This is a genomic window from Caldimonas brevitalea, from assembly GCF_001017435.1.
Classification (GTDB): Bacteria; Pseudomonadota; Gammaproteobacteria; order Burkholderiales; family Burkholderiaceae_C; genus Caldimonas; species Caldimonas brevitalea.
Genome location: NZ_CP011371.1, coordinates 4,543,529 through 4,562,801 on the forward strand (window position 1 = coordinate 4,543,529; position 19,273 = coordinate 4,562,801).

Sequence of the window (19,273 nt, forward strand, 5' to 3'; positions counted from 1 at the left end):
TGCGCTCCTCTTCCAGCTTTCTTTAAGCTTGCTTGAAACCTGTGGGATTCTAGGGAGATGCCCCGACACGGGGCGCTGTGGATTACACGTAGCGCCGGCGCGGTCTGCAGAGCGAAACCGGCGGAGGTCAACGTGTCCACGCGGGTGTCGCGCGCAGCACTTCATCCAGCGTCGTCACGCCTTCGGCGACCTTCATCGCACCGGCGAGCCGCAGTGGGCGCAAACCGTCCTGCGCGGCCTGCTGTCGCAGGCGCGACAGGTCCGGCGCCTGCCCCATCAAGGCCTTCAAGGGCTCGCTCACGGTCAGCAGCTCGTACAGGCCGGCACGGCCGCGGAAGCCGGTCATGCGGCACTCGATGCAGCCAACCGGTTTGTAGGGTCGGAAGCCGCCGGTCATGCGCCAGGGCTGGATGGCCTCGGCCAGCGTTTCGCGCTCGAAACCTTCGTCCGGCTGCTTGCAGTGCGGACAGAGGGTGCGCACCAGCCGCTGCGCCAGGACACCGAGCACGGTGGCGTTGATCAGATAGGCCGGCACGCCGAGGTCGAGCAAGCGGGTGATGGCCGAGGTGGCATCGTTGGTGTGCAGTGTCGTGAACACCAGATGCCCGGTCAGCGCGGCCTGGATCGCCATCTCGGCGGTTTCGAGGTCGCGCACCTCGCCCACCATGATGATGTCCGGGTCCTGCCGCATCAGGGCCCGCAAGCCGTTGGCAAAACCGAGATCGAGTTGGGGCTGCACCTGGGTCTGGTTGAAGGCCGGCTCGACCATCTCGATCGGGTCTTCGATGGTGCAGACGTTGACCTCGTCGGTGGCCAGCCGCTTCAGCGTCGAATACAGCGTCGTCGTCTTGCCCGAGCCGGTCGGCCCGGTGACCAGGATCACACCATGCGCCTGGGTCACCAGCTGCTCCCAGCGCTGCGCTTCGTGCCCACCGAAGCCGAGTGCGTCGAGGCTCTTGACGGTCGAATCGGGGTCGAAGATGCGCATCACCAGCTTTTCACCGAAGGCGGTCGGCAAGGTCGACAAGCGCATCTCGACCTCGTCGCCCTCCGGGTTGCGCGTCTTGATGCGCCCGTCCAGCGGCCGGCGCTTCTCGACCACGTCCATGCGGCCCAGCAGCTTGATGCGGCTCGTGACGGCGGCCATCACCGTGAGAGGCAGCTGGTAGACGGTGTGCATCACGCCGTCGATGCGAAACCGGATCGCGCCGATCTCGCGCCGTGGCTCCAGATGGATGTCCGAGGCGCGCTGGTCGAAGGCGTATTGCCACAGCCAGTCGACCACCTGCACCACCCCCTGGTCGTTGGCGTCGAGCTGCTTGCTCTTGCCCAACTCGACCAGCTGCTCGAAGTTGGCCGGCGCCATCGTCGCCTCGCCGCTCTTCTGCGCCGCCCGCACCGACTTGGCCAGCGTGTAGAACTCGGTCGTGTAGCGTTGCAGTTCACCGGGGCTGACCAGCACCAGCTTGATGGTCTTGCGCGAGTGGGCCTCGATCTCGGCCACCCAGTCGGTGTCGAACGGCTCGCAGGTGGCCACCGTCAGCTCGTGAGGGCCGATCTGCACCGGCAAGGCACGCCGGCGCTCGGCGTAACTGATCGACATGACGTCGGCCACGCGGCCGACATTGACCTTGAGCGGATCGATGCGCAGGTACTCGAGCCCCGAGCGGCGCGCCAACCATTCGGTCAAAGCCTCGGCGTCGAGCGTCTTGCCGGTGCCGGCATGCATCAAGCCGACGTTGGCCAGCCGCACCAGCGGATGCTGGGCACTGTCGCCTGCCGCCAGCCGCTGCTGCGTGCGCTGCGCTTCGGCCGGCGTGACCACGCCGTCCTCGCGCAGCCAATCGATCAGTTGGCGCCACTCCAGGCGCCCCTTGAAGGCCGACCGGGGGCGTCGCCCGGCACCCGGGTTCGGCAACGGCGGTGAAACAGGCAGGGAACTCATGGGGCTTACCTTGGGGCTGCTGCCAGGCCCGGGGTGCAGGCAGCGGCTGCCGCTGCGCCGTGGGCCTGTCGCAGGCAAAGGGGTCGGGTCGACGCCGTCATGGGCGCAGATGCTTCATCATGCGCAGCCACTTGCCGGCCGGCAGAGAAAACCGAGTTTCGATGTTTTCGGCGCGAGCGGCAAGCACGGCGCGGGTGACGTGGGGCTGATCTTTCGTGGCGAGCACCACGGTGTTGCCCTCCTTGGTCGGTTTGAGGGCCCACAGCGTCTCGAGACCGAAGGCAGCCGCAATGCGCTCGACACTGCGTTCGAAACTGGCGTCGCGGCCGAACAGGTTGACACTCATCACACCCCCCGGTGCCAGCAGGCGATGGCAGGCGCGATAGAACTTCTCGTCGTCGAGCACCGGGCTGGCCGCCTCGTGGTCGTAGAGGTCGACGCACAGCACGTCGGCGGTGCCCTCGTGCTCGGGCGCCTGCGCGTAGCGCGCCGCGTCCTGCTCGAGCACCTGCAGCCGGTCATCGTCTTCGGGCAGCCTGAACCAGCCCCGGCACACTGAGATCACCTCGGGATTCAACTCCACTGCCGTGGTGTGCATGCGCAGCTTCTTGTGGCAGAACTTGGTGATGGCGCCGGCGCCCAGCCCCAGCTGCACCGCATGGCCCGCGGTCAGTTCCTCTTCGGGGCGCAGCAGCATCCACGCCATCATGCGCTGCACATATTCGAGCTCGATCTCGTACGGCTTCTTGACCCGCATCGCCCCTTGCACCCACGGTGTGCCGAGGTGCAGGAATCGCACGCCGTCGGCTTCCGAGACGGTGACCGGGGCGAGGGTCTGGGTTTTACGACGGTTCATCAGTCAAGGATCAAATCAGTCCGTGGCGGTCGAACACCGCCCGCCACGCCGCCAGCTTGCGTTCGAAACTCCATGAGGCATTGGCGGGGCTGGTCGACGGCAGCCGGTAGACCGCCAGGCCGAGCGCCTGGGTCAGCTTCATCGAGCGGGCCGACTCGCCGCCGTTGTGGGCCAGCGCCTGCAGGCCGGGGGCGAGTTGCAGCAAGGCCGGCAGATCGTTCAGCTCGGCCGCTTCGATCGCGCTGTCGAGGCTGCCTTCGCGTCGGCAGCGCGCATACACGTCCCAGATGCCCAGTCCGCGTGCGCGCACCACCTCGAGGCGCTCGGCGTAGGGCAGCGCCCGCAGGTCGACGTCCCACAGGGCCGACAGGATCGGCCAGAAGTGGTTGCGCGGGTGCGCATAGTACTGCTGCGCCTGCAGCGATGCGACGCTCGGGAAGCTGCCGAGCACGACCAAGCGCGTGTGCGGCGCCACCACCGGGGCCAGGCCCGACAACACGTCACGCGTGTCCGCCGGCCCGCTCACCGCCCGGTCATCGCGCCGACTCACGCCGCCTCCAGGGCGGCCAGCCGCGGCAGCACCGCGTGGGCGTTGGCCGCGGTGCACGATGCCAGGTCTTCGAGCCGAAGCCGGCGCAAGCGCGCCAGTTCGGCGGCGATGCGCGGCAGTTCGGCCGGCTCGTTGCGGCTGCTCTCGCCGGCCGCGCGTTGCTCGGCCGTCTTGTAGAGCCAGTGGGGCGGGATGTCCGGCGCGTCGGTTTCGAGCACCAGGCTGTCGAGCGGCAGGTCGGCGGCAAGGCGGCGAATCTGGTGCGCCCGCTCGAAGGTCATCGCCCCCCCGAAGCCGAGCTTGAAGCCCAGCTCGATGAAGACGCGGGCCTGCTGTGCGCTGCCGTTGAAGGCATGCGCGATGCCGCCCACCACGCCGGCCCGCCGCAACTGCTTGAGCACCGGGTCGACCGCGCGGCGCGTGTGCAACAACACCGGCAGCCCCATCTGGCGCGCCAGCTTCAGCTGCGTGACGAACAAGGCCTCCTGGCGCGCGCGGTCGAGGCCGGGTGTGAACAGGTCGAGGCCGATTTCGCCGACCGCCACCAACCGCGGGTCATCGCGGCAGGCGATGAGGGCGTCGCGCAGTCGCTCGATCACGTCGTCGGGCTCACTGTCGGCGACGAGGGGGTGCACCCCGAGCGCATAGCTGAGCCGGTGCCGATGCGCCAGCTCGCGCACCGCGACGAAATTGCCATGCCCCACCGCCGGCAGCACCACTTGCGTCACGCCGGCCGCCCTCGCCCGGCCGATCATCGCATCGCGGTCCGCATCGAATTCGGGGGCATCGAGATGAGCGTGGGTGTCGATCCACATGTCCGGCTTTGTCGCGCGGCGCGACTCAGGCGAGCAAGCCGGACACGAGGTGCACCGCCCGGTCGCAGCGACGCGCGATGGCCTCGTCGTGCGTGACGACGATGAAGGCGGTGCCGCGTTGCCGGGCCAGTGCGAGCATCAGGTCGAACACCGTATTGGCGGTGCCGCGGTCGAGATTGCCGGTGGGTTCGTCGGCCAGCACGCAGGCCGGGTGCGCCACCAGCGCGCGGGCGATGGCCACACGCTGGCGCTCGCCACCCGACAACTCGGCCGGCCGGTGCAGCGCGCGCTCGCCCAGGCCGACTTGTTGCAGCATCTCGCGTGCACGCTGGCGCGCCTCGGGCTTGGGCTGGCGGCGGATGCGCAAGGGCATCGCGACGTTGTCGAGCGCGGTGAACTCGGGCAACAAATGGTGGAACTGGTAGACGAACCCGAGGTGACGGTTGCGCCACTCGCCTTGCTCGGCCGCGTCGAGCGCGGCAAAGGCGCGGCCCTTGAGCTGCACGTCGCCGGCCGTCGGCGCATCCAGGCCACCCAGCAGGTGCAGCAAGGTGCTCTTGCCCGAGCCCGAGGCGCCGACGATGGCGAGCGTCTCGCCGGCGTGCACCGAGATGTCGACGCCGCGCAGCACGTGGACGTCGAGCGGGCCTTCGCGAAAGCGCTTGTGCAGGCCTTGTGCCCGCAGCACGACTTCATTCATAACGCAGCGCCTCCGCCGGTTGCACACGGCTGGCACGCCAGCTGGGATAGAGCGTCGCGAGGAAGGCCAGCACCAGCGAGATCAGGGCGATCGGCACGATGTCGGACGCTTGCGGTTCGCTGGGCATGCGGCTGATCAGATAGATGCTGCCGGGCAGGAAGCTGGCGTTGAACACACGTTCGAGAAACGGCACGATGACGTCGATGTTGAAGGCCACCAACAGGCCGAGCCCGAGCCCAGCGGCCGTGCCGATCACGCCCGAGACGGCGCCTTGCACCATGAACACGCCCATGATGGAGCGTGGGCTGGCCCCGAGGGTGCGCAGGATGGCGATGTCGGCGCGCTTGTCGGTGACGGTCATCACCAAGGTCGACACCAGGTTGAAGGCCGCCACCGCGACGATCAGGGTCAGGATGATGAACATCATCCGCTTCTCGAGTTGCACCGCGGCAAACCAGTTGCGGTTGGTGCGGGTCCAGTCGCTCACCACGAGGTCACCGCTGAGCGAGGCGCCGAGCGTCTGGGCGACGTCCTGCGCCTGGTGCACGTCGTGCAGACGCAGTTGCACGCCGGTCGGCCCTTCGAAGCGGAACAACTTGGCGGCGTCCTCGAGGTGCACCAGCGCCAGCGCGCTGTCGTATTCGTAGTGACCCGCGTCGAAGGTGCCCACCACGGTCATTTGCTTCAGGCGCGGCACCACGCCCGCGGGCGTCATCTGGCCGCCGGGCGAGACGAGGGTGACCTTGTCGCCTTGCCTCACGCCGAGCTGGCGGGCCAGCTCGCCGCCGAGCACGATGCCCCACTCGCCCGGCACCAGACGGGCGAGCACCGTGTCCTTGAGCTGCTGCGCGAGCGGCGTGACGCTCGGCTCGTCGGTCGGGGAGATGCCCCGCACCATCACGCCACGCATGTCCTCGCCCCGCGCGACCAGGGCCTGGCCCGCGATGAAGGGGGCAGCGCCGACCACCTGCGGATGGCGGCGCGCCTCGTCGGCGGTCTTGCGCCAGTCGGGCAGCGCCTGGCCGCCGGGCGCATAGACCTCGACATGCGAGATCACCGACAGCATGCGGTCACGTACTTCCTTCTGGAAGCCGTTCATCACCGAGAGCACGATGATCAGCGCGGCGACACCCAGCCCGATGCCGAACATCGAAACGCCAGAGATGAAGGAGATGAAACCGTTGCGCCGGGTGGCACGGCCGGCGCGCGTGTAGCGCCAGCCGATCTGCAGTTCATAGGGCCAGTTCATGAGGGGTGGTGTACCGCCAGAAATAAATGATATGCGCGCCTTTGGCGCAGCGTTCGATGCTAACCGAGGCCATGCCCGGCCCGCCGCGACCGATAATTGCGGCCCATGCACCTGTTGATCCCCCATGCCTGCGCCCTCGCGGAGGCCTGCCACCACACCCTGTCCGACCTCGATCTGCCGGTGCTGTCGCAGTTGCTCGCCCGCATGGCGGTGGTCGAGCGCTCGGAAGGCGACGAGTACAGCTACTCGCCGCCGCACGAACGGGCACTGGCCGCGGCGCTGGGCCTCGCCGGCCCCGACGGCGGCGTGCCCTGGGCGGCCTACTGGGCGCAGCGCGACGGCATCGCCCCGGGCGACCTTGCCTGGGGCTTGCTGACGCCGGCGCACTGGCATGTCGGCACCGATCAGGTCAGCATGCTCGACCCGCAGGCGCTGCAGCTCGACGCCGCGCAGTCGCGCGAGATCCTCGAGGCGGTGCACTTCCTGTTCGAGTCGGAAGGCTGGGCCCTCGCCTATGGCGCCCCGACCCGCTGGTATGCCGCGCACGAGAGCCTGGCCGACCTGCCCACCGCCTCGCCCGACCGGGTGATCGGACGCAACGTCGACGCCTGGATGCCCGACCACCCACAAGCCCGCTTGGTGCGCCGGCTGCAGAACGAAGTGCAGATGCTGCTCTACACCCACGAGGTCAACGACCGCCGGGCCGAGCGCGGCCTGCTGCCGGTCAACTCGTTCTGGCTCAGCGGCTGCGGCCTCGCCCAGCCGGCCGCCGAGCCGCCCGACCTGGTCGTCGACGAGCGACTGCGCGCCGGCCTGCTGACGGGCGATTGGGCCGCCTGGGCCGACGCCTGGCGTGAACTCGAGCGGGGGCCGCTGGCCGACGCGCTCGCCGCCCAGCATCGCGGCGAGCGCGTGCGCCTGACCTTGTGCGGCGAGCGCCATGCGGTCAGCCTCGAAACCGACACCCGCGGCTGGTGGGCCCGCTGGACCTCGCGGCGCAGCCGCCAGGCGCCCGTGGCCCTGCTGCAATCCCTCTGACGCGACTGCGACGAAGATGAAGATCACCTCCAGAGACGTTCCGCCGCGCGCTGCCTGGGCGCTAGAACAGGCGGGCGTCCACCCGCTGCTGGCGCGCCTGTTCGCGGCGCGCGGCATCGCCAGCCCCGACGAGTTGGACGACTCGCTGACCCGGCTGCTGCCGCCCGACACCCTGCACGGCAGCGACGCGGCGGCGGTGTTCCTGGCCGACGCGATCTCGGCCGGCAAACGCATGTGTGTGGTGGCCGACTACGACTGCGACGGTGCGACCGCTTGTGCAGTGGCCCTGCGCGGCCTGGCCCTGCTCGGGGCGCGTCGCGAGCACCTCAGCTACGTCGTCCCCGACCGGGCGGTGCACGGCTACGGCCTGTCTACAGCGGTGGTCGACCTGGCGATGAAGCAGCGCCCCGACGTGCTGATCACGGTCGACAACGGCATCGCCAGCCTGCAAGGTGTGGCGCATGCCCGCGCGCTCGGGCTCGACGTGCTCATCACCGACCACCACCTGCCGGCGCTGGTCGATGACCAGCTGGTGCTGCCCGACGCCAATGTCATCGTCAACCCCAACCAGCCGTGCTGCGGCTTCACGAGCAAATGCCTGGCGGGCGTGGGCGTGATGTTCTACGTGCTGCTGGCGGTGCGCGCCGAACTGCGCCGCCGTGGCGCCTTCACGCCGCAGGAGCAGCCCCGCCTGGACACGCTGCTCGACCTGGTGGCGCTCGGCACCGTGGCCGACGTCGTGAAGCTCGACGCCAACAACCGCCGCCTGGTCGCGCAAGGCCTCAAGCGCATCCGCGCCGGCCGCATGCATGCCGGCGTGGCGGCCTTGTTCGCGGCGGCCAAGCGCGACCCGGCGCGCGCCAGCAGCTTCGATTTCGGCTTCGCGCTCGGCCCGCGCATCAACGCCGCCGGCCGGCTGGCCGACATGACCCTCGGCATCGAATGCCTGTTGACCGACGATGTGCAGCGCGCCACCGAGCTGGCGCAAACGCTCGACGGCATCAACCGCGAACGGCGCGACGTCGAGGCCGGCATGCGCGAGCAGGCCGAGATGCTGCTCGAAAGCCTGATGCCGGAAGACGAGCCGCCGCCGGCCGTGAGCATCTTCGACCCCGAATTCCACGAAGGTGTGGTCGGCATCGTCGCGTCGCGCCTGAAGGACCAGCTGCACCGCCCGACCTTCGTGTTCGCGCTGGGCCAGGACGGGCTGCTGAAAGGCTCGGGCCGCTCCATCCCGGGGTTTCATTTGCGCGACGCGCTCGACCTGGTCAGCAAGCGCCACCCGGGGGTGCTGAAGAAATTCGGCGGCCATGCGATGGCGGCCGGCTGCACCCTCGAAGAAGAAGACTTCGACGTTTTCGAGCAGGCCTTCCAGCAGGTGGCCGCGGAGTGGCTGGACCCGACCCTGCTGTCGCGCACGGTGGCCACCGACGGGCCGCTGGAAGCGCGGTGGTTCGCGCCCGAGGTGGTGCAGGTGCTCGACCGTGAGGTGTGGGGCCAGGCCTTCGAAGCCCCGGTGTTCAGCGACGAGGTGGAGATCGTCTCGCAGCGTATCGTGGGCGAGCGCCACCTGAAGCTCGCGGTGCGGTGCGGCGGCGCGGTGCGTGACGCGATCTGGTTCGGCCGCAGCGAGCCGCTGCCGGAGCGGGCGCTGCTCGCGTTTCGGCTGTCGCTCGACGAATACAACGGCGTGCAGCGCGTGCAGCTGGTGGTCGAAGGGGTGGCTTGAGCGGATCGGCGGCGTTGCGCCGGCATCGGAGCGACCGCTAACCTGCCAACTTTGCCACCAAAAACCACGACCATGGCTCAGGATTCGCGACCCGATCAGCAAGACAACCCACCGCAGTTCGACCGCCGTCGTGCACTCGCGCGTCTCGCCGCGCTGAGTGCGGCGGCCGCGGGTCTGCCGAGTTGCGGTGGCGGCTCGTCGGGCGACCCGGCCCCGGCGCCCACGCCCAGCCCGAGCCCCACTCCGGCCCCGAATCCGGCGCCGAACCCGACGCCGGTCGTGCCGCGCGTCACCGCCCTCGCCTCGGGCCTGCACCAGCCCTGGAGCTTGTGTTTCCTGCCCGACGGGCGGGCGCTCGTGACCGAGAAGCCGGGCCGTTTGCGCTTGCTGGACAAGGATCTGAAGCAATACGCGAGCGTCTCCGGCGTGCCGTCGGTGTTCTATGAAGGCCAGGCCGGCTTGTTCGACGTGGTCCTCGATCCGGCTTTCGCCACCAACCGGCGCCTCTATCTCAGCTATGCAGAGCCGGCTGAGAGCGGCGGCACGAACGGCCTCACGGTGCTGCGCGCAGAGCTGTCGGCGGACCACACCCGCCTCGAGAACAGCCGCGTGATCTTTCGGCAGTCTCCGAAGATCGCCGGCTCGAAACACTATGCCGGCCGGTTGGTGTTCGGCCGCGACGGCAGCCTGTTCGTCACCTTGGGCGAACGCGACAGCCAGCGCGACCAGGCGCAGAACCTCGCCAATCATCTGGGCAAGATCGCCCGCATCGACACCGACGGCGGCATCCCGGCCGGCAACCCCTATGCGAACGCAGCCGGGCTGCAAGCCTCGCTGTGGAGCTACGGGCACCGCAACATCCAAGGGGCGACGCTGCATCCCGAGACGGGCGAGCTGTGGGTCTGCGAGCACGGGCCGCAGGGCGGCGACGAGGTGAACGTGGCCCGCCCCGGCACCAACCACGGCTGGCCGCTCGTCAGCTACGGCTGCGAATACAACTCGCCGGAGGGGGACGCCTGCCGCATCGGCGGCGGCGTCCATGCACCGCGCTTCGTCGAACCCCTCACCACCTGGACCCCCACCTCGATCGCGCCGAGCGGCCTGGCCTTCTACACCGGCGACCGCTTTCCCGAATGGCGCGGCAACCTGTTCACCGGCGCATTGGCGGGCAAGGCGCTGTGGCGACTGACGCTCGACGGCGAGCGGGTGTTGGCGAAAGAAAAGCTGTTGGGCGACCTCGACGAACGCATCCGCGACGTGCGCCAAGGCCCGGACGGCTGGTTGTATGTGCTGACCGACAGCACCGAGGGCCAGTTGCTGCGCGTCGAGCGCTGAGCGGCACGGGCGGCCGCGGCCGCCCCGGGAAGCAAGCGGCCCTTGGCAGCGGCGGCACCCTTGCGGCACGATACGCGCCTGCCATCTTCCGTTGGAGCGCGTGCCATGGTTCGACCCCCTCGAGGTGTATTGCGCGGGAGCCGCCGGGCCCTCGCGGCGGCCTTCGCCCTGCTGTTGTGGGCCGGTGCGGCCGGCGCCCAGGCCTTGAAACCGGTCACGGTGGCCAAAGGCTTGCAGCATCCCTGGAGCCTGGCCTTTCTGCCCGACGGTCGCATGCTGGTGACCGAGCGCCCGGGGCGGTTGCGTGTCGTGTCGGCGCAAGGCGCGCTGAGCCGGCCGCTGCAAGGCGTGCCGGCCGTCGACCACCGCGGCCAGGGCGGGTTGCTCGACGTCGCCGTCGATCCGCAGTTCAAGGACAACGGCTGGATCTACCTCAGCTACGCCGAAGCCGGCGATGGCGGCAATGCGACCGCCGTGGCGCGTGCCAAGCTGCAGGGCGAACGTCTCACCGACCTGGCGGTGATCTTCCGGCAGACACCCCGCTACGACGGCGGCAACCACTTCGGCTCGCGGCTGGTGTTCGCCCGCGACGGGCGGCTGTTCATCACGCTGGGCGACCGCTTCAGCCTGCGTGACCAGGCCCAGGCCCTCGACAACCATCTCGGCAAGATCGTGCGCATCGAGCCCGACGGCAAGGTGCCGGCCGACAACCCGCTGGCGCGCCGCGCCGGCGCCAAGCCCGAAATCTGGAGCTACGGCCACCGCAACGTGCAAGGCGCGGTGCTGCACCCGACCACCGGCGAGCTGTGGACGCACGAGCATGGGCCGCAAGGCGGCGACGAGGTCAACATCGCCGAGGCGGGCAAGAACTACGGCTGGCCGGTCATCACCTACGGTCGTGAGTACGGCACCGGCTTCAAGATCGGCGAGGGCGACGCCAAGCCCGGCATGGAGCAGCCGCTGATCCATTGGACACCGTCGATCGCACCCAGCGGCATGGCGTTTGTGACCAGCGACCGCTACCCGGGCTGGCAAGGCAGCCTGTTCGTCGGGGCGCTGCGCAACCAGGCCTTGCTGCGCCTGGAACTCGACGGGCGCAAGGTGGTGCGGCAGGAGCGGCTGCTGCAGACGCTGAACGAACGCATCCGCGACGTGCGCCAGGGGCCCGACGGCTGGCTCTACGTGCTCACCGACAGCGAAGACGGCAAGGTGCTGCGGCTGCAACGCTGACCGGCGCGGCCCGGCGACGCGCAGGCGCCCGACCGTCAGGCGCGTCGTGCTGCGGCGCAACAAGGCCTTTCCGGGTCGCCACAGCGGGGGCCCTCCGCCCTCTCTACAATCACGGGGTGCACACCCTCAACGCCGACCTCCATTGCCATTCCAGCGTCTCCGACGGCACTCTCAGCCCGGAAGACGTGGCCGCCCGCGCCAAGGCGAACGGCGTGCAGCTGTGGGCGCTCACCGACCACGACGAAGTCAGCGGCCAACAGCGGGCGCGCGCCGCGGCCGCCGCGCTGCAACTGCCCTACCTGACCGGCACCGAAGTGTCGGTGACCTTTGCAGGTGAAACCGTCCACATCGTCGGCCTCGGCTTCGACGCCGACGACAGCGCCCTGACCGAAGGGCTGCGGCGCACCCGCGGCGGCCGCGAGCTGCGGGCACGCGAAATGGCCGCAGGCCTGGCGCGCGTGGGCATCCAGGGCAGCTACGAGGGCGCGCTCAAATACGTCGGCAACCCAGAGCTGATCTCGCGCACGCATTTCGCGCGCCATCTGGTCGAGACCGGCGTGTGCCGCGACACGCAAGAGGTGTTCCGCAAATACCTGACCGAGGGCAAGCCCGGCTATGTCGAGCACCGCTGGGCCACGTTGCCCGATGCGGTGGGCTGGATCACCGGCGCCGGCGGGATCGCCGTGGTGGCCCACCCCGGCCGCTACAAGTTCAGCGCGAACGAAGAGTACGCCCTGTTCTCGCAGTTCAAGGACTTGGGCGGGCGCGGCGTGGAGGTGGTGACCGGCAGTCACACGCCGCACGACTTCGTGAAGTACGCCAAGCTGGCCCAGGAGTTCGGGCTGCTGGCCTCACGCGGGTCCGATTTCCATTCGCCCACCGAAAGCCACACCGATCTCGGCACCCTGCCACCGCTGCCGGGCGAGCTGAGCCCGGTGTGGGAAGCGCTGCAAGACAGGGTGTGGCGCTGATGCGCGCGGTCGGGGAGGCGCGGCTCGGCCGCGGTGGCCGGCTTGCCCCCGGCCCAGCGGGCACCTGACCCGATCATGACCCGACAGCAGCACCCTGCGCTCGGGATCTCGTTGATCCTGCTGATGGCGGCGTGTTTCGCGACGCTGGACACGACCGTGAAATACGTCGGCGCCGCCCTGCCGGTGCTGGTGCTGCTGTGGTCGCGCTACTTGTTCCAAGCCATCGTGATGGCCGGCTGGCTCGCACGCCGCGGCAAGGCGGCATTCCGCGTCGCGCGCCCCGGCTTCCAGCTGCTGCGCGGCGCGCTGCTGCTGTCGACCAGCTGCATGTCGTTCTTCGGTCTCCAGTACATGCCGGTGGCCGAGTTCACCGCGGTCGCGATGCTGACGCCGGTGGTCGTCACGGTACTCGCCGCGACGGTGCTGCACGAGCGCGTCTCGCTGCTGCGCTGGGCGCTGGTCGGCATCGGGCTGCTCGGCGCCTTGTTGGTGGTGCGGCCGGGAGGTGCGGTGTTCGGCTGGCCGGTGGTGTTTCCGCTCGGCCTCACGCTCGCCTACGGCGTGTTCCAGGTGCTGACGAGCCGGCTGTCGTCGCTCGAAGACCCCTACACCACGCACTTCTATACCGGTCTGGTCGGCGCCGTTGTGGTCAGCCTGGGCGCGTGGTGGAGCCCCGTCGCGGTGGTCGACGTGCTGGTCGCGGCCAGCCCCGCGCAATGGGGCCTGCTGTGCCTGATCGGCGCGATGGGAACCATCGGCCACCTGTGTCTGATCCTGGCACTGGGCACCGCACCTGCTTCGACGCTGATGCCCTTCAGCTACAGCGCCCTGCTGTTCGCCACCCTGGGCGGCATGCTGGTGTTCGGCCATCTGCCCGATCGCTGGGCGCTCACCGGCATGCTGGTCATCGCGGCCGCGGGCGCCGCCTCGGTGTGGCTCAACATGCGCGAGGTGCAACGCCGGCATCCGGTGCCGACGGTGGCGCTGGACACGGTGGGCGACTGACCCATACAAAACATCACGACAACACCATGGCCCAGTACTTCGAAGTCCATCCCGACAACCCGCAGCCGCGGCTGCTGAAGCAGGCCGCGCAGATCCTCCATGCCGGCGGCATCGCCGCGGTGCCGACCGACTCCAGTTATGCGCTGGTGTGCCACCTGGACGACAAGAACGCCGCCGAAAACCTGCGCCGCATCCGCGGTGTCGACGACAAGCACCACCTGACGCTGCTGTGCCGCGACCTGTCGGAGCTGGCCAGCTACGCCAAGGTGGACAACCGGCAATACCGCCTGCTGAAGCTCGGCACGCCCGGGCCCTACACCTTCATCCTCGAGGCCACCAAGGAAGTGCCGCGCCGGGTGTCGCACCCGTCGCGCCGCACCATCGGCCTGCGGGTGCCCGAGCACGGTGTGGCGCAGGAGCTGCTCGCGGTGCTCGGCCAGCCGCTGCTGGCGACGACGCTGATCCCGCCGGGCGAGAGTGAACCCTTGAACGATGCACAGGAGATCCGCGAGCGCTTCGAGCGGCAGATCCAGGCCGTGGTGGACGCTGGCGCCTGTCCGATGGAGCCGACCACCGTGATCGACCTGAGCGGCGACGAGCCGACCGTGGTGCGACACGGGCGGGGGCGGTTGGAAGCGTTGGGGCTGGGCTGAGGCCGGCAGCCGGCAGCCTCGCTCAGCGGGCCACCGCCCGCGCCACGCGTTCGGCGTCGAAGCCGGTCTGGCGCTGCCCCTTGACCACCAAGGTCGGCACCCCCACGGCCCGCAGCTGCTCGTAGGCCTGCTGGCAGGCCGGGCTGACGCTGATGTTGCACTCGGTGTAAGGGACATCGCGTTGTGTCATCCAGCGCCGCGCCTGGGCGCAATACGGACACTCGGTGGTGGTGTACATCACGATGTCGCCCGGGCGCGCCTGCTGCGTGAGCACCTGCACCGTCGCGCGCTCCTGCCAGTGCTGCGCCAGCCCCACCGCGGCGAGCACCAGTGCGGCGAACAGCCCCAGGCTGGCGAAGCGACGCATCCGGCCCACGGCAGCCCGCCTCAGGCTCGCGGCTGCGGCAACGCCGCCGTGACCACGATCTCGATCTTCCAGCCCGGCCGAGCCAGGGCCGCCTGCACGGTGGCCCGCGGCGGCGCGTGGCCGGCCGGTACCCAGGCGTCCCAGACCTCGTTCATGCCGTCGAAGTCGGCCAGGTCGGGCAAGAAGATCTGCGCCATCAGCAGATGGCGCTTGTCGGTGCCGGCCTCGGCCAGCAGCCGGTCGACCATCGCCAGCACCTCGCGTGTCTGCCCGCGGATGTCGAGTGTGGCGTCGTCCGGCACCTGGCCTGCGAGATAGACGGTGCCGTTGTGGACCGCCATCTCGGACAAGCGAGGCCCGACGTGGAATCTGTGAACCATCTCAGCGACCTTTGCGTGTATGGGACTTGGCGTGGGGTTTCGCGTGAGGGTGGACGGCCGTCGACGCAGCCGCTGCGGCGGGCGCCGCGGCCTTCTGGCCGATCTTGCTTTCCTTGCCTTCGATCAGCTTGCGAATGTTGGCGGCGTGGCGCCAGACCAGCAGCATGCTCATCACGATCACGGCGCCCAGCACCGGGCCAGCGCCCCAACCGAGCAATTGGAAGAACGGCGCGAACACCGCGGCCACCAGCGACGCGAGCGACGAATAGCGGAAGAACACCGCGATGATGACCCAGGTGGCCAAGGTCCCCAGGCCCAGCCAGGGGTCGAGCCCCAGCAGCACACCGGCGGCGGTCGCCACGCCCTTGCCCCCCTGGAAGCGGAAAAAGACGGGAAACAAATGACCGACGAAGGCCGCCAGCCCGACCAGGGCGGCGCCGCCCTCGCCGATGCCGAGCGGGCCGCCGTAGTGCACGGCCCACAGCGTCGGCAGATAGCCCTTCACCGCGTCGAGCAGCAGCGTCAGCAGCGCCGCAACCTTGTTGCCCGAGCGCAGCACGTTGGTGGCGCCGGGGTTGTTCGAGCCGTAGGTGCGCGGGTCGCGCAGCCCCATCAGGCGGCTGACGATCACCGCAAATGACAGCGACCCGATCAGATAGGCGACCAGGGTCGCCAGGACGATGTTGAAGCTCTGCATGAAGTTCTGCTGCGCGGTAAGCCTTGAAAAACGCGACCCACATTGTGCACTCCGGGCGGCACGAGGCCAGCCTTCGTGGCGGGCCGCGAACCGCCGATAGGAACATCCCTTGCTCGAAACGCTTACTGCGTGCGGGCATCTCTTACACACGTCCCGCGGCCGCCGTTGCCCCCTGGCCTTGGTAAAGCCTACACGCGCTTGTAGAAGCGCCTGCGGCCACGGTCGGCCGCCACGGCTCAGATTCCTCCCGCGGGCAGCAGGAGCCATCACCCACAACTGTGAAAGGAACCGTGATGTATCAGCGCAACTATGGAGATCAGCGACGCCCCGAAAGCGGTGACGACGAATACCGCGCGCGCGGCGAGGAGCGTTATGGCGGCAGCGATCGCTGGCAGGACCGGGGGTCCGGCCAGGGGCGCGCCGGGGGTCGGGACTACGAGACGGCCCGCAGCGGCGAATACGGCGGCGGCTCGGACTTCCAGGGCGGCAGCGACTACGGCGCCGGCAGCAGTGGTTCGATGGGCGACTACTACACGGGTGGCCAGCGCGGCAGCCAATACAGCCGCGGCGGATTCGGCGGCAGCTACGGCGCACAGTCCGCGCACGGCGGCTCGCAAGGCTGGGAGGGCTCGCGCGGCGGCCAGTACGAAGGTGGCGGGCAATACGGTGGCGGGCAATACGGTGGTGGCCAGTACGGCGGGGGCCAGTACGGTGGTGGGCGTTATGGCGGCGGAGCCTCCGGCATGGGCCAGGACCCGCGCCAGGGCGGCTCGTACGGCGGCTACGGCCAGGGCGACGACCAACGCTACGGCGGCCAGTACGGCCAGGGCCACGAACAGCAGCGCTATGGCCAAGGGTCCGAACAACGCTATGGCGGGCAATATGGCCAACAAGGCAGTCAGCAAGGCGGCCGCTACACCGGCCAACAAGGCAGCGACCAACGTTATGCGGGCCAGTACGGCGGCCAGCAAGGGGAGTCGCAACGCTACGGCCAACAAGGCGGCGGCGGGCAACAGCAGCACAGCGGCCCCTATGGCTCGCACGAGGGCGGCGGTTATGCCAGCATGTATGGCGGCTATGGCGGCGGCAGCAGCGGTGCCGGTTATGGCGGCGGATATGCCGGACAGGGCGGCTACGGTGGCGGCGGCTACGGCGGCCAGTCGTACGACGAAAGCTCGCGCGGCACCTATGGGCGCAACTACGGCGGGGCCGGCGACCACGAGGGCTACAGCTACCAGGGCCAACGCCATCTCGACCCCGATTACCACCAATGGCGCACCGAGCAGATGCGCAACCTCGACGAGGACTACCACCACTGGCGACAGGAGCGGTACAAGAAGTTCTCCGAAGAGTTCGGCCAGTGGCGCCAGACCCGCCAGCAGTCGGGCCGCAGCGGGCAAGGCGGCGCGGCCCAGAGCGGCAGCGGCCTCGGCAGCGAGACACAAAGCGGCTCCGGCAACAACCTCGGCTTCTCGAGCGGCGTGAGCGGCTCGGGCTCGACCAGCACCGGACTGACCGCGGGCAACGGCGGCTCGCTGGGCAACCGTGGTTCGAGCGGTGACACGTCGGGCCTGGGTGCCTTGTCGGGCACCGCCAACAGCGGCAGCGGTGCGGGCTCGACCGGCGCGACCGCGGGCAGCGGCGGCGTGTCGGCCAGCAGCGGATCGGCAGCGGGCGACGACCCGGCCACCCGCGCCAGCGGCAGTCCCAACGTCGCGTCGTCGTCGGGCAGTTCTTCGTCGTCGAAGAGCAAGTGACCGTGCCAGCCTGAGGTGGGTCGCAACGGCGACGGTCTTCCGCCCGCCGTTGCAGCCCCTCCCCCAAAAACAAGCGCCGGCAGTGCCGGCGTTTGCGTTGGTACGGGCAACAGCAGCGCCTTGGCGGTGCGGCTTTACCTCAGACGTGCTTGCGGCGCTTCTCGACCGACGGCAAACGCATCATCTGGCGGTACTTGGTGACGGTGCGTCGGGCCACGCTCAGCCCCTGTCGCGCGAGTTGGCGGGCGATCTGGGCATCGGACAAGGGGTCGGAGGCGTCCTCGGCCTCGATCATGTCCTTGATCACACCGCGGATCGCCGTCGCCGAGCACGAGCCGCCGCTGACGGTGGGCAAGGCGCGCGAGAAGAAATACTTCAACTCGAACACACCCAGCGGGGTGGCCATGTACTTGTTGTTGGTGACGCGAGAGACGGTCGACTCGTGCAACCCCAGTTCCTCGGCAATCTCGCGCAGGCCCAGCGGCTTCATCGCCAGCGCGCCGTATTCGAGGAAGTGACGCTGCCGCTTCACGATCGCCTGGGCCACATGCAAGATGGTGGCGAACCGCTGTTCGACGTTGCGCACCGTCCAGCGCGCCTCCTGCAGGTGGGCCGCCAGCTCGGAGTGCCCCGAGTCGCGGTGCCGCTGGAACAACTCTGCGTAGACCTGGTTCAAACGCACCTTGGGGATCACGTCGGGGTTCAGCGTGGCGGTCCACACACCGCGCACCTTGCGCACGATCACGTCGGGCGTCACGAACTGCGTGTTGGACGGGCCGAAGCGCCAGCCGGGCCGCGGGTCGAGATGGCGGATGCGCTCGCACACCGCCTCCACCTGCGCGACGCTCGCGCTCAGCGCGCGCGCCAACCCGTTGACGTCGCGCGTGGCAAGGCGGTCGAGGTGCTCCTTGACGATACGCCGGGCCAGTTCTTGTTCCGCCGGCTGCTCGATGTCCTTGAGCTGCAGCAGCAGACACTCGCGCACGTCGCGGGCCGCGATGCCGCTCGGGTCGAGCGATTGCACCAGCTTCAGCGCGACATTCATCTCGGTTTCGTCCGCCGGCGGCGCGCAACCGGTCAGGCCTTGCAACTCGTCCAGCGTCAGGCGCAGGTAGCCGTCGTCGTCGAGTGCCTCGATGATGGTGCCGGCGAGGGTGCGGTCGCGCTGCGACAAGGGCATCACGTTGATCTGGCTGTGCAGGTGCTGGCGCAGCGACACGTCGGCCGCGACCATCTCGACCAGATCGAGTTCACCGTCGCCGCTGCTGCCCCGCGACGAGCCGCCGCCCGGCGAGCCCCAGCTCTCGCGGTCCCAGGTCTGGTCGGCAGCGGGCGCTGCGACGGGGGTCACGTCGGCCCAGGTCGGCACCGCCTCGGCGGTGGCCGCTTCAGGGGCCGCAGCGGCGCTCGCGTGGGCGTCGGCGTCTTCCTCAAGGAAGGGGTTGCTGCCGACCGCTTGCTGAACCTCCTGTGCGAAGTCGAGCGACGACAGCTGGAGCAGGCGAACGGCCTGTTGCAAGCGCGGCGTCAGGGTCTGGTGTTGCCGGTGCTCAAGTCGAATGACCGGTGCGTTCATGCAGTCCTCCCGATGAAAACCCCCACACCCGGCGCCGGCAGGTCAGTGAGGTTGCACATGTGAATGAGCAAGGATGGAAAACGAACCAGGCGTCGTACACGATGCCGCCCCTTCGCTCCGGCAAGAGCGGGCATGTCAGCGAGGGCGGGAAGGATAGGCACGGACTCTGGATTCTGAAAAACGAAAGCAGATCGGCCAGTGGCCGTTCTCGTCCGGCGTGATGGGCAGCGTGGAACTGCCTTTCGCTCACGGACGCGTCCTGTTTGAGCAACCCCTATGCCAGTCAATCAGGTCGCAAAGATCGATCGGCAGCAGTCGTTACCAAAACCCCAGAGCGCTACAAGAAGCGTCTGAAATGCCGCATCGTGAGAAGTGGAGGCCCACATAGCCCTGAAATACGCGAAACACTTGACAGGGCGT

At 69.2% G+C, this 19,273-nt stretch carries 18 protein-coding genes; 8 read left to right on the top strand and 10 right to left on the bottom strand.

The annotated features are described in order from the left end of the window. Positions 1-127: 127 nt before the first annotated feature. The 6 genes from tfpB to AAW51_RS19085 form a co-directional block, all read right to left on the bottom strand. Positions 128-1,945, bottom strand: a complete 1,818-nt coding sequence (gene tfpB / locus AAW51_RS19060) for a type IV pilus assembly ATPase TfpB (RefSeq protein ID WP_157359961.1) — start codon at positions 1,943-1,945, stop codon at positions 128-130. 97 nt (positions 1,946-2,042) lie between these two features. Then, complete coding sequence (locus AAW51_RS19065; RefSeq protein WP_047195872.1) at positions 2,043-2,801, bottom strand: spermine/spermidine synthase domain-containing protein; 759 nt, start codon at positions 2,799-2,801, stop codon at positions 2,043-2,045. A gap of 10 nt (positions 2,802-2,811) precedes the next feature. Further along, on the bottom strand, positions 2,812-3,351 hold the full coding sequence (locus AAW51_RS19070; RefSeq protein WP_238947636.1) for a DNA-deoxyinosine glycosylase: 540 nt from the start codon (positions 3,349-3,351) through the stop codon (positions 2,812-2,814). Then, positions 3,348-4,166, bottom strand: a complete 819-nt coding sequence (locus AAW51_RS19075; protein WP_047195873.1) for a TatD family hydrolase — start codon at positions 4,164-4,166, stop codon at positions 3,348-3,350. The genes AAW51_RS19070 and AAW51_RS19075 overlap by 4 nt, the downstream gene beginning before the upstream one ends. Before the next feature lie 25 nt (positions 4,167-4,191). Next, on the bottom strand, positions 4,192-4,866 hold the full coding sequence (lolD, locus tag AAW51_RS19080) for a lipoprotein-releasing ABC transporter ATP-binding protein LolD (protein ID WP_047195874.1): 675 nt from the start codon (positions 4,864-4,866) through the stop codon (positions 4,192-4,194). Further along, complete coding sequence (locus AAW51_RS19085) at positions 4,859-6,115, bottom strand: lipoprotein-releasing ABC transporter permease subunit (RefSeq protein ID WP_047195875.1); 1,257 nt, start codon at positions 6,113-6,115, stop codon at positions 4,859-4,861. Before AAW51_RS19085 ends, lolD begins: the two co-directional genes overlap by 8 nt. Positions 6,116-6,220: 105 nt before the next feature. Between AAW51_RS19085 and AAW51_RS19090 the strand changes: the two genes are divergently transcribed. The 7 genes from AAW51_RS19090 to AAW51_RS19120 all read left to right on the top strand — a co-directional run bounded on the left by AAW51_RS19090 (position 6,221) and on the right by AAW51_RS19120 (position 14,076). Next, positions 6,221-7,153, top strand: coding sequence for a hypothetical protein (locus AAW51_RS19090; RefSeq protein WP_238947637.1), 933 nt, complete (start codon positions 6,221-6,223; stop codon positions 7,151-7,153). A 16-nt stretch (positions 7,154-7,169) separates the two neighbouring features. After that, on the top strand, positions 7,170-8,882 hold the full coding sequence (recJ, locus tag AAW51_RS19095; RefSeq protein WP_047195877.1) for a single-stranded-DNA-specific exonuclease RecJ: 1,713 nt from the start codon (positions 7,170-7,172) through the stop codon (positions 8,880-8,882). Between the two features lie 72 nt (positions 8,883-8,954). Further along, positions 8,955-10,217 carry a PQQ-dependent sugar dehydrogenase gene (locus tag AAW51_RS19100; protein WP_047195878.1) on the top strand — a complete coding sequence of 421 codons (1,263 nt, stop codon included), beginning with the start codon at positions 8,955-8,957 and terminating at the stop codon, positions 10,215-10,217. Positions 10,218-10,322: 105 nt separating this feature from the next. Continuing rightward, complete coding sequence (locus tag AAW51_RS19105; RefSeq protein ID WP_047195879.1) at positions 10,323-11,447, top strand: PQQ-dependent sugar dehydrogenase; 1,125 nt, start codon at positions 10,323-10,325, stop codon at positions 11,445-11,447. A gap of 116 nt (positions 11,448-11,563) precedes the next feature. Next, positions 11,564-12,418 carry a 3',5'-nucleoside bisphosphate phosphatase gene (locus tag AAW51_RS19110; RefSeq protein ID WP_047195880.1) on the top strand — a complete coding sequence of 285 codons (855 nt, stop codon included), beginning with the start codon at positions 11,564-11,566 and terminating at the stop codon, positions 12,416-12,418. A 75-nt stretch (positions 12,419-12,493) separates the two neighbouring features. Further along, positions 12,494-13,423, top strand: a complete 930-nt coding sequence (locus tag AAW51_RS19115; RefSeq protein ID WP_053013742.1) for a DMT family transporter — start codon at positions 12,494-12,496, stop codon at positions 13,421-13,423. A gap of 26 nt (positions 13,424-13,449) precedes the next feature. Next, positions 13,450-14,076, top strand: a complete 627-nt coding sequence (locus tag AAW51_RS19120) for an L-threonylcarbamoyladenylate synthase (protein ID WP_047195882.1) — start codon at positions 13,450-13,452, stop codon at positions 14,074-14,076. A 22-nt stretch (positions 14,077-14,098) separates the two neighbouring features. Here the strand turns inward: AAW51_RS19120 and AAW51_RS19125 are convergent, their stop codons facing one another. Genes AAW51_RS19125 through plsY form a run of 3 tightly spaced genes read right to left on the bottom strand, consistent with a single transcriptional unit; the run spans position 14,099 to position 15,520 of the window. Next, the gene (locus AAW51_RS19125; RefSeq protein ID WP_047195883.1) at positions 14,099-14,443 is read right to left on the bottom strand and encodes a glutaredoxin family protein; all 345 of its coding nucleotides are present in this window, start codon (positions 14,441-14,443) and stop codon (positions 14,099-14,101) included. Positions 14,444-14,463: 20 nt separating this feature from the next. Next, positions 14,464-14,823, bottom strand: coding sequence for a RidA family protein (locus AAW51_RS19130; protein WP_047195884.1), 360 nt, complete (start codon positions 14,821-14,823; stop codon positions 14,464-14,466). Position 14,824: 1 nt separating this feature from the next. After that, positions 14,825-15,520, bottom strand: a complete 696-nt coding sequence (gene plsY / locus AAW51_RS19135) for a glycerol-3-phosphate 1-O-acyltransferase PlsY (protein ID WP_047195885.1) — start codon at positions 15,518-15,520, stop codon at positions 14,825-14,827. Positions 15,521-15,813: 293 nt separating this feature from the next. On the opposite strand from plsY, the gene AAW51_RS28370 reads away from it, so the two are divergent. Beyond that, entirely contained in the window at positions 15,814-17,277 is a 1,464-nt protein-coding gene (locus AAW51_RS28370) for a hypothetical protein (RefSeq protein ID WP_053013745.1), read from the top strand. Between the two features lie 139 nt (positions 17,278-17,416). On the opposite strand, the gene AAW51_RS19145 is transcribed toward AAW51_RS28370, so the two are convergent. Beyond that, positions 17,417-18,853 (bottom strand): RNA polymerase factor sigma-54, encoded by a 1,437-nt coding sequence (locus AAW51_RS19145; RefSeq protein ID WP_047195886.1) that lies wholly within the window; start codon positions 18,851-18,853, stop codon positions 17,417-17,419. Positions 18,854-19,273 lie beyond the last annotated feature (420 nt).

Excerpts from the sequence above, each read along its gene's own strand:
- AAW51_RS19085 (WP_047195875.1), bottom strand. The coding sequence starts at position 6,115 with ATGAACTGGCCCTATGAACTGCAGATCGGCTGGCGCTACACGCGCGCC.
- tfpB (WP_157359961.1), bottom strand. The coding sequence starts at position 1,945 with ATGAGTTCCCTGCCTGTTTCACCGCCGTTGCCGAACCCGGGTGCCGGG.
- AAW51_RS19090 (WP_238947637.1), top strand. The coding sequence starts at position 6,221 with ATGCACCTGTTGATCCCCCATGCCTGCGCCCTCGCGGAGGCCTGCCAC.
- AAW51_RS19120 (WP_047195882.1), top strand. The coding sequence starts at position 13,450 with ATGGCCCAGTACTTCGAAGTCCATCCCGACAACCCGCAGCCGCGGCTG.
- AAW51_RS19130 (WP_047195884.1), bottom strand. The coding sequence starts at position 14,823 with ATGGTTCACAGATTCCACGTCGGGCCTCGCTTGTCCGAGATGGCGGTC.
- AAW51_RS19115 (WP_053013742.1), top strand. The coding sequence starts at position 12,494 with ATGACCCGACAGCAGCACCCTGCGCTCGGGATCTCGTTGATCCTGCTG.
- lolD (WP_047195874.1), bottom strand. The coding sequence starts at position 4,866 with ATGAATGAAGTCGTGCTGCGGGCACAAGGCCTGCACAAGCGCTTTCGC.
- AAW51_RS19065 (WP_047195872.1), bottom strand. The coding sequence starts at position 2,801 with ATGAACCGTCGTAAAACCCAGACCCTCGCCCCGGTCACCGTCTCGGAA.
- AAW51_RS28370 (WP_053013745.1), top strand. The coding sequence starts at position 15,814 with ATGTATCAGCGCAACTATGGAGATCAGCGACGCCCCGAAAGCGGTGAC.
- recJ (WP_047195877.1), top strand. The coding sequence starts at position 7,170 with ATGAAGATCACCTCCAGAGACGTTCCGCCGCGCGCTGCCTGGGCGCTA.
- AAW51_RS19125 (WP_047195883.1), bottom strand. The coding sequence starts at position 14,443 with ATGCGTCGCTTCGCCAGCCTGGGGCTGTTCGCCGCACTGGTGCTCGCC.
- plsY (WP_047195885.1), bottom strand. The coding sequence starts at position 15,520 with ATGCAGAGCTTCAACATCGTCCTGGCGACCCTGGTCGCCTATCTGATC.
- AAW51_RS19105 (WP_047195879.1), top strand. The coding sequence starts at position 10,323 with ATGGTTCGACCCCCTCGAGGTGTATTGCGCGGGAGCCGCCGGGCCCTC.
- AAW51_RS19100 (WP_047195878.1), top strand. The coding sequence starts at position 8,955 with ATGGCTCAGGATTCGCGACCCGATCAGCAAGACAACCCACCGCAGTTC.
- AAW51_RS19075 (WP_047195873.1), bottom strand. The coding sequence starts at position 4,166 with ATGTGGATCGACACCCACGCTCATCTCGATGCCCCCGAATTCGATGCG.
- AAW51_RS19145 (WP_047195886.1), bottom strand. The coding sequence starts at position 18,853 with ATGAACGCACCGGTCATTCGACTTGAGCACCGGCAACACCAGACCCTG.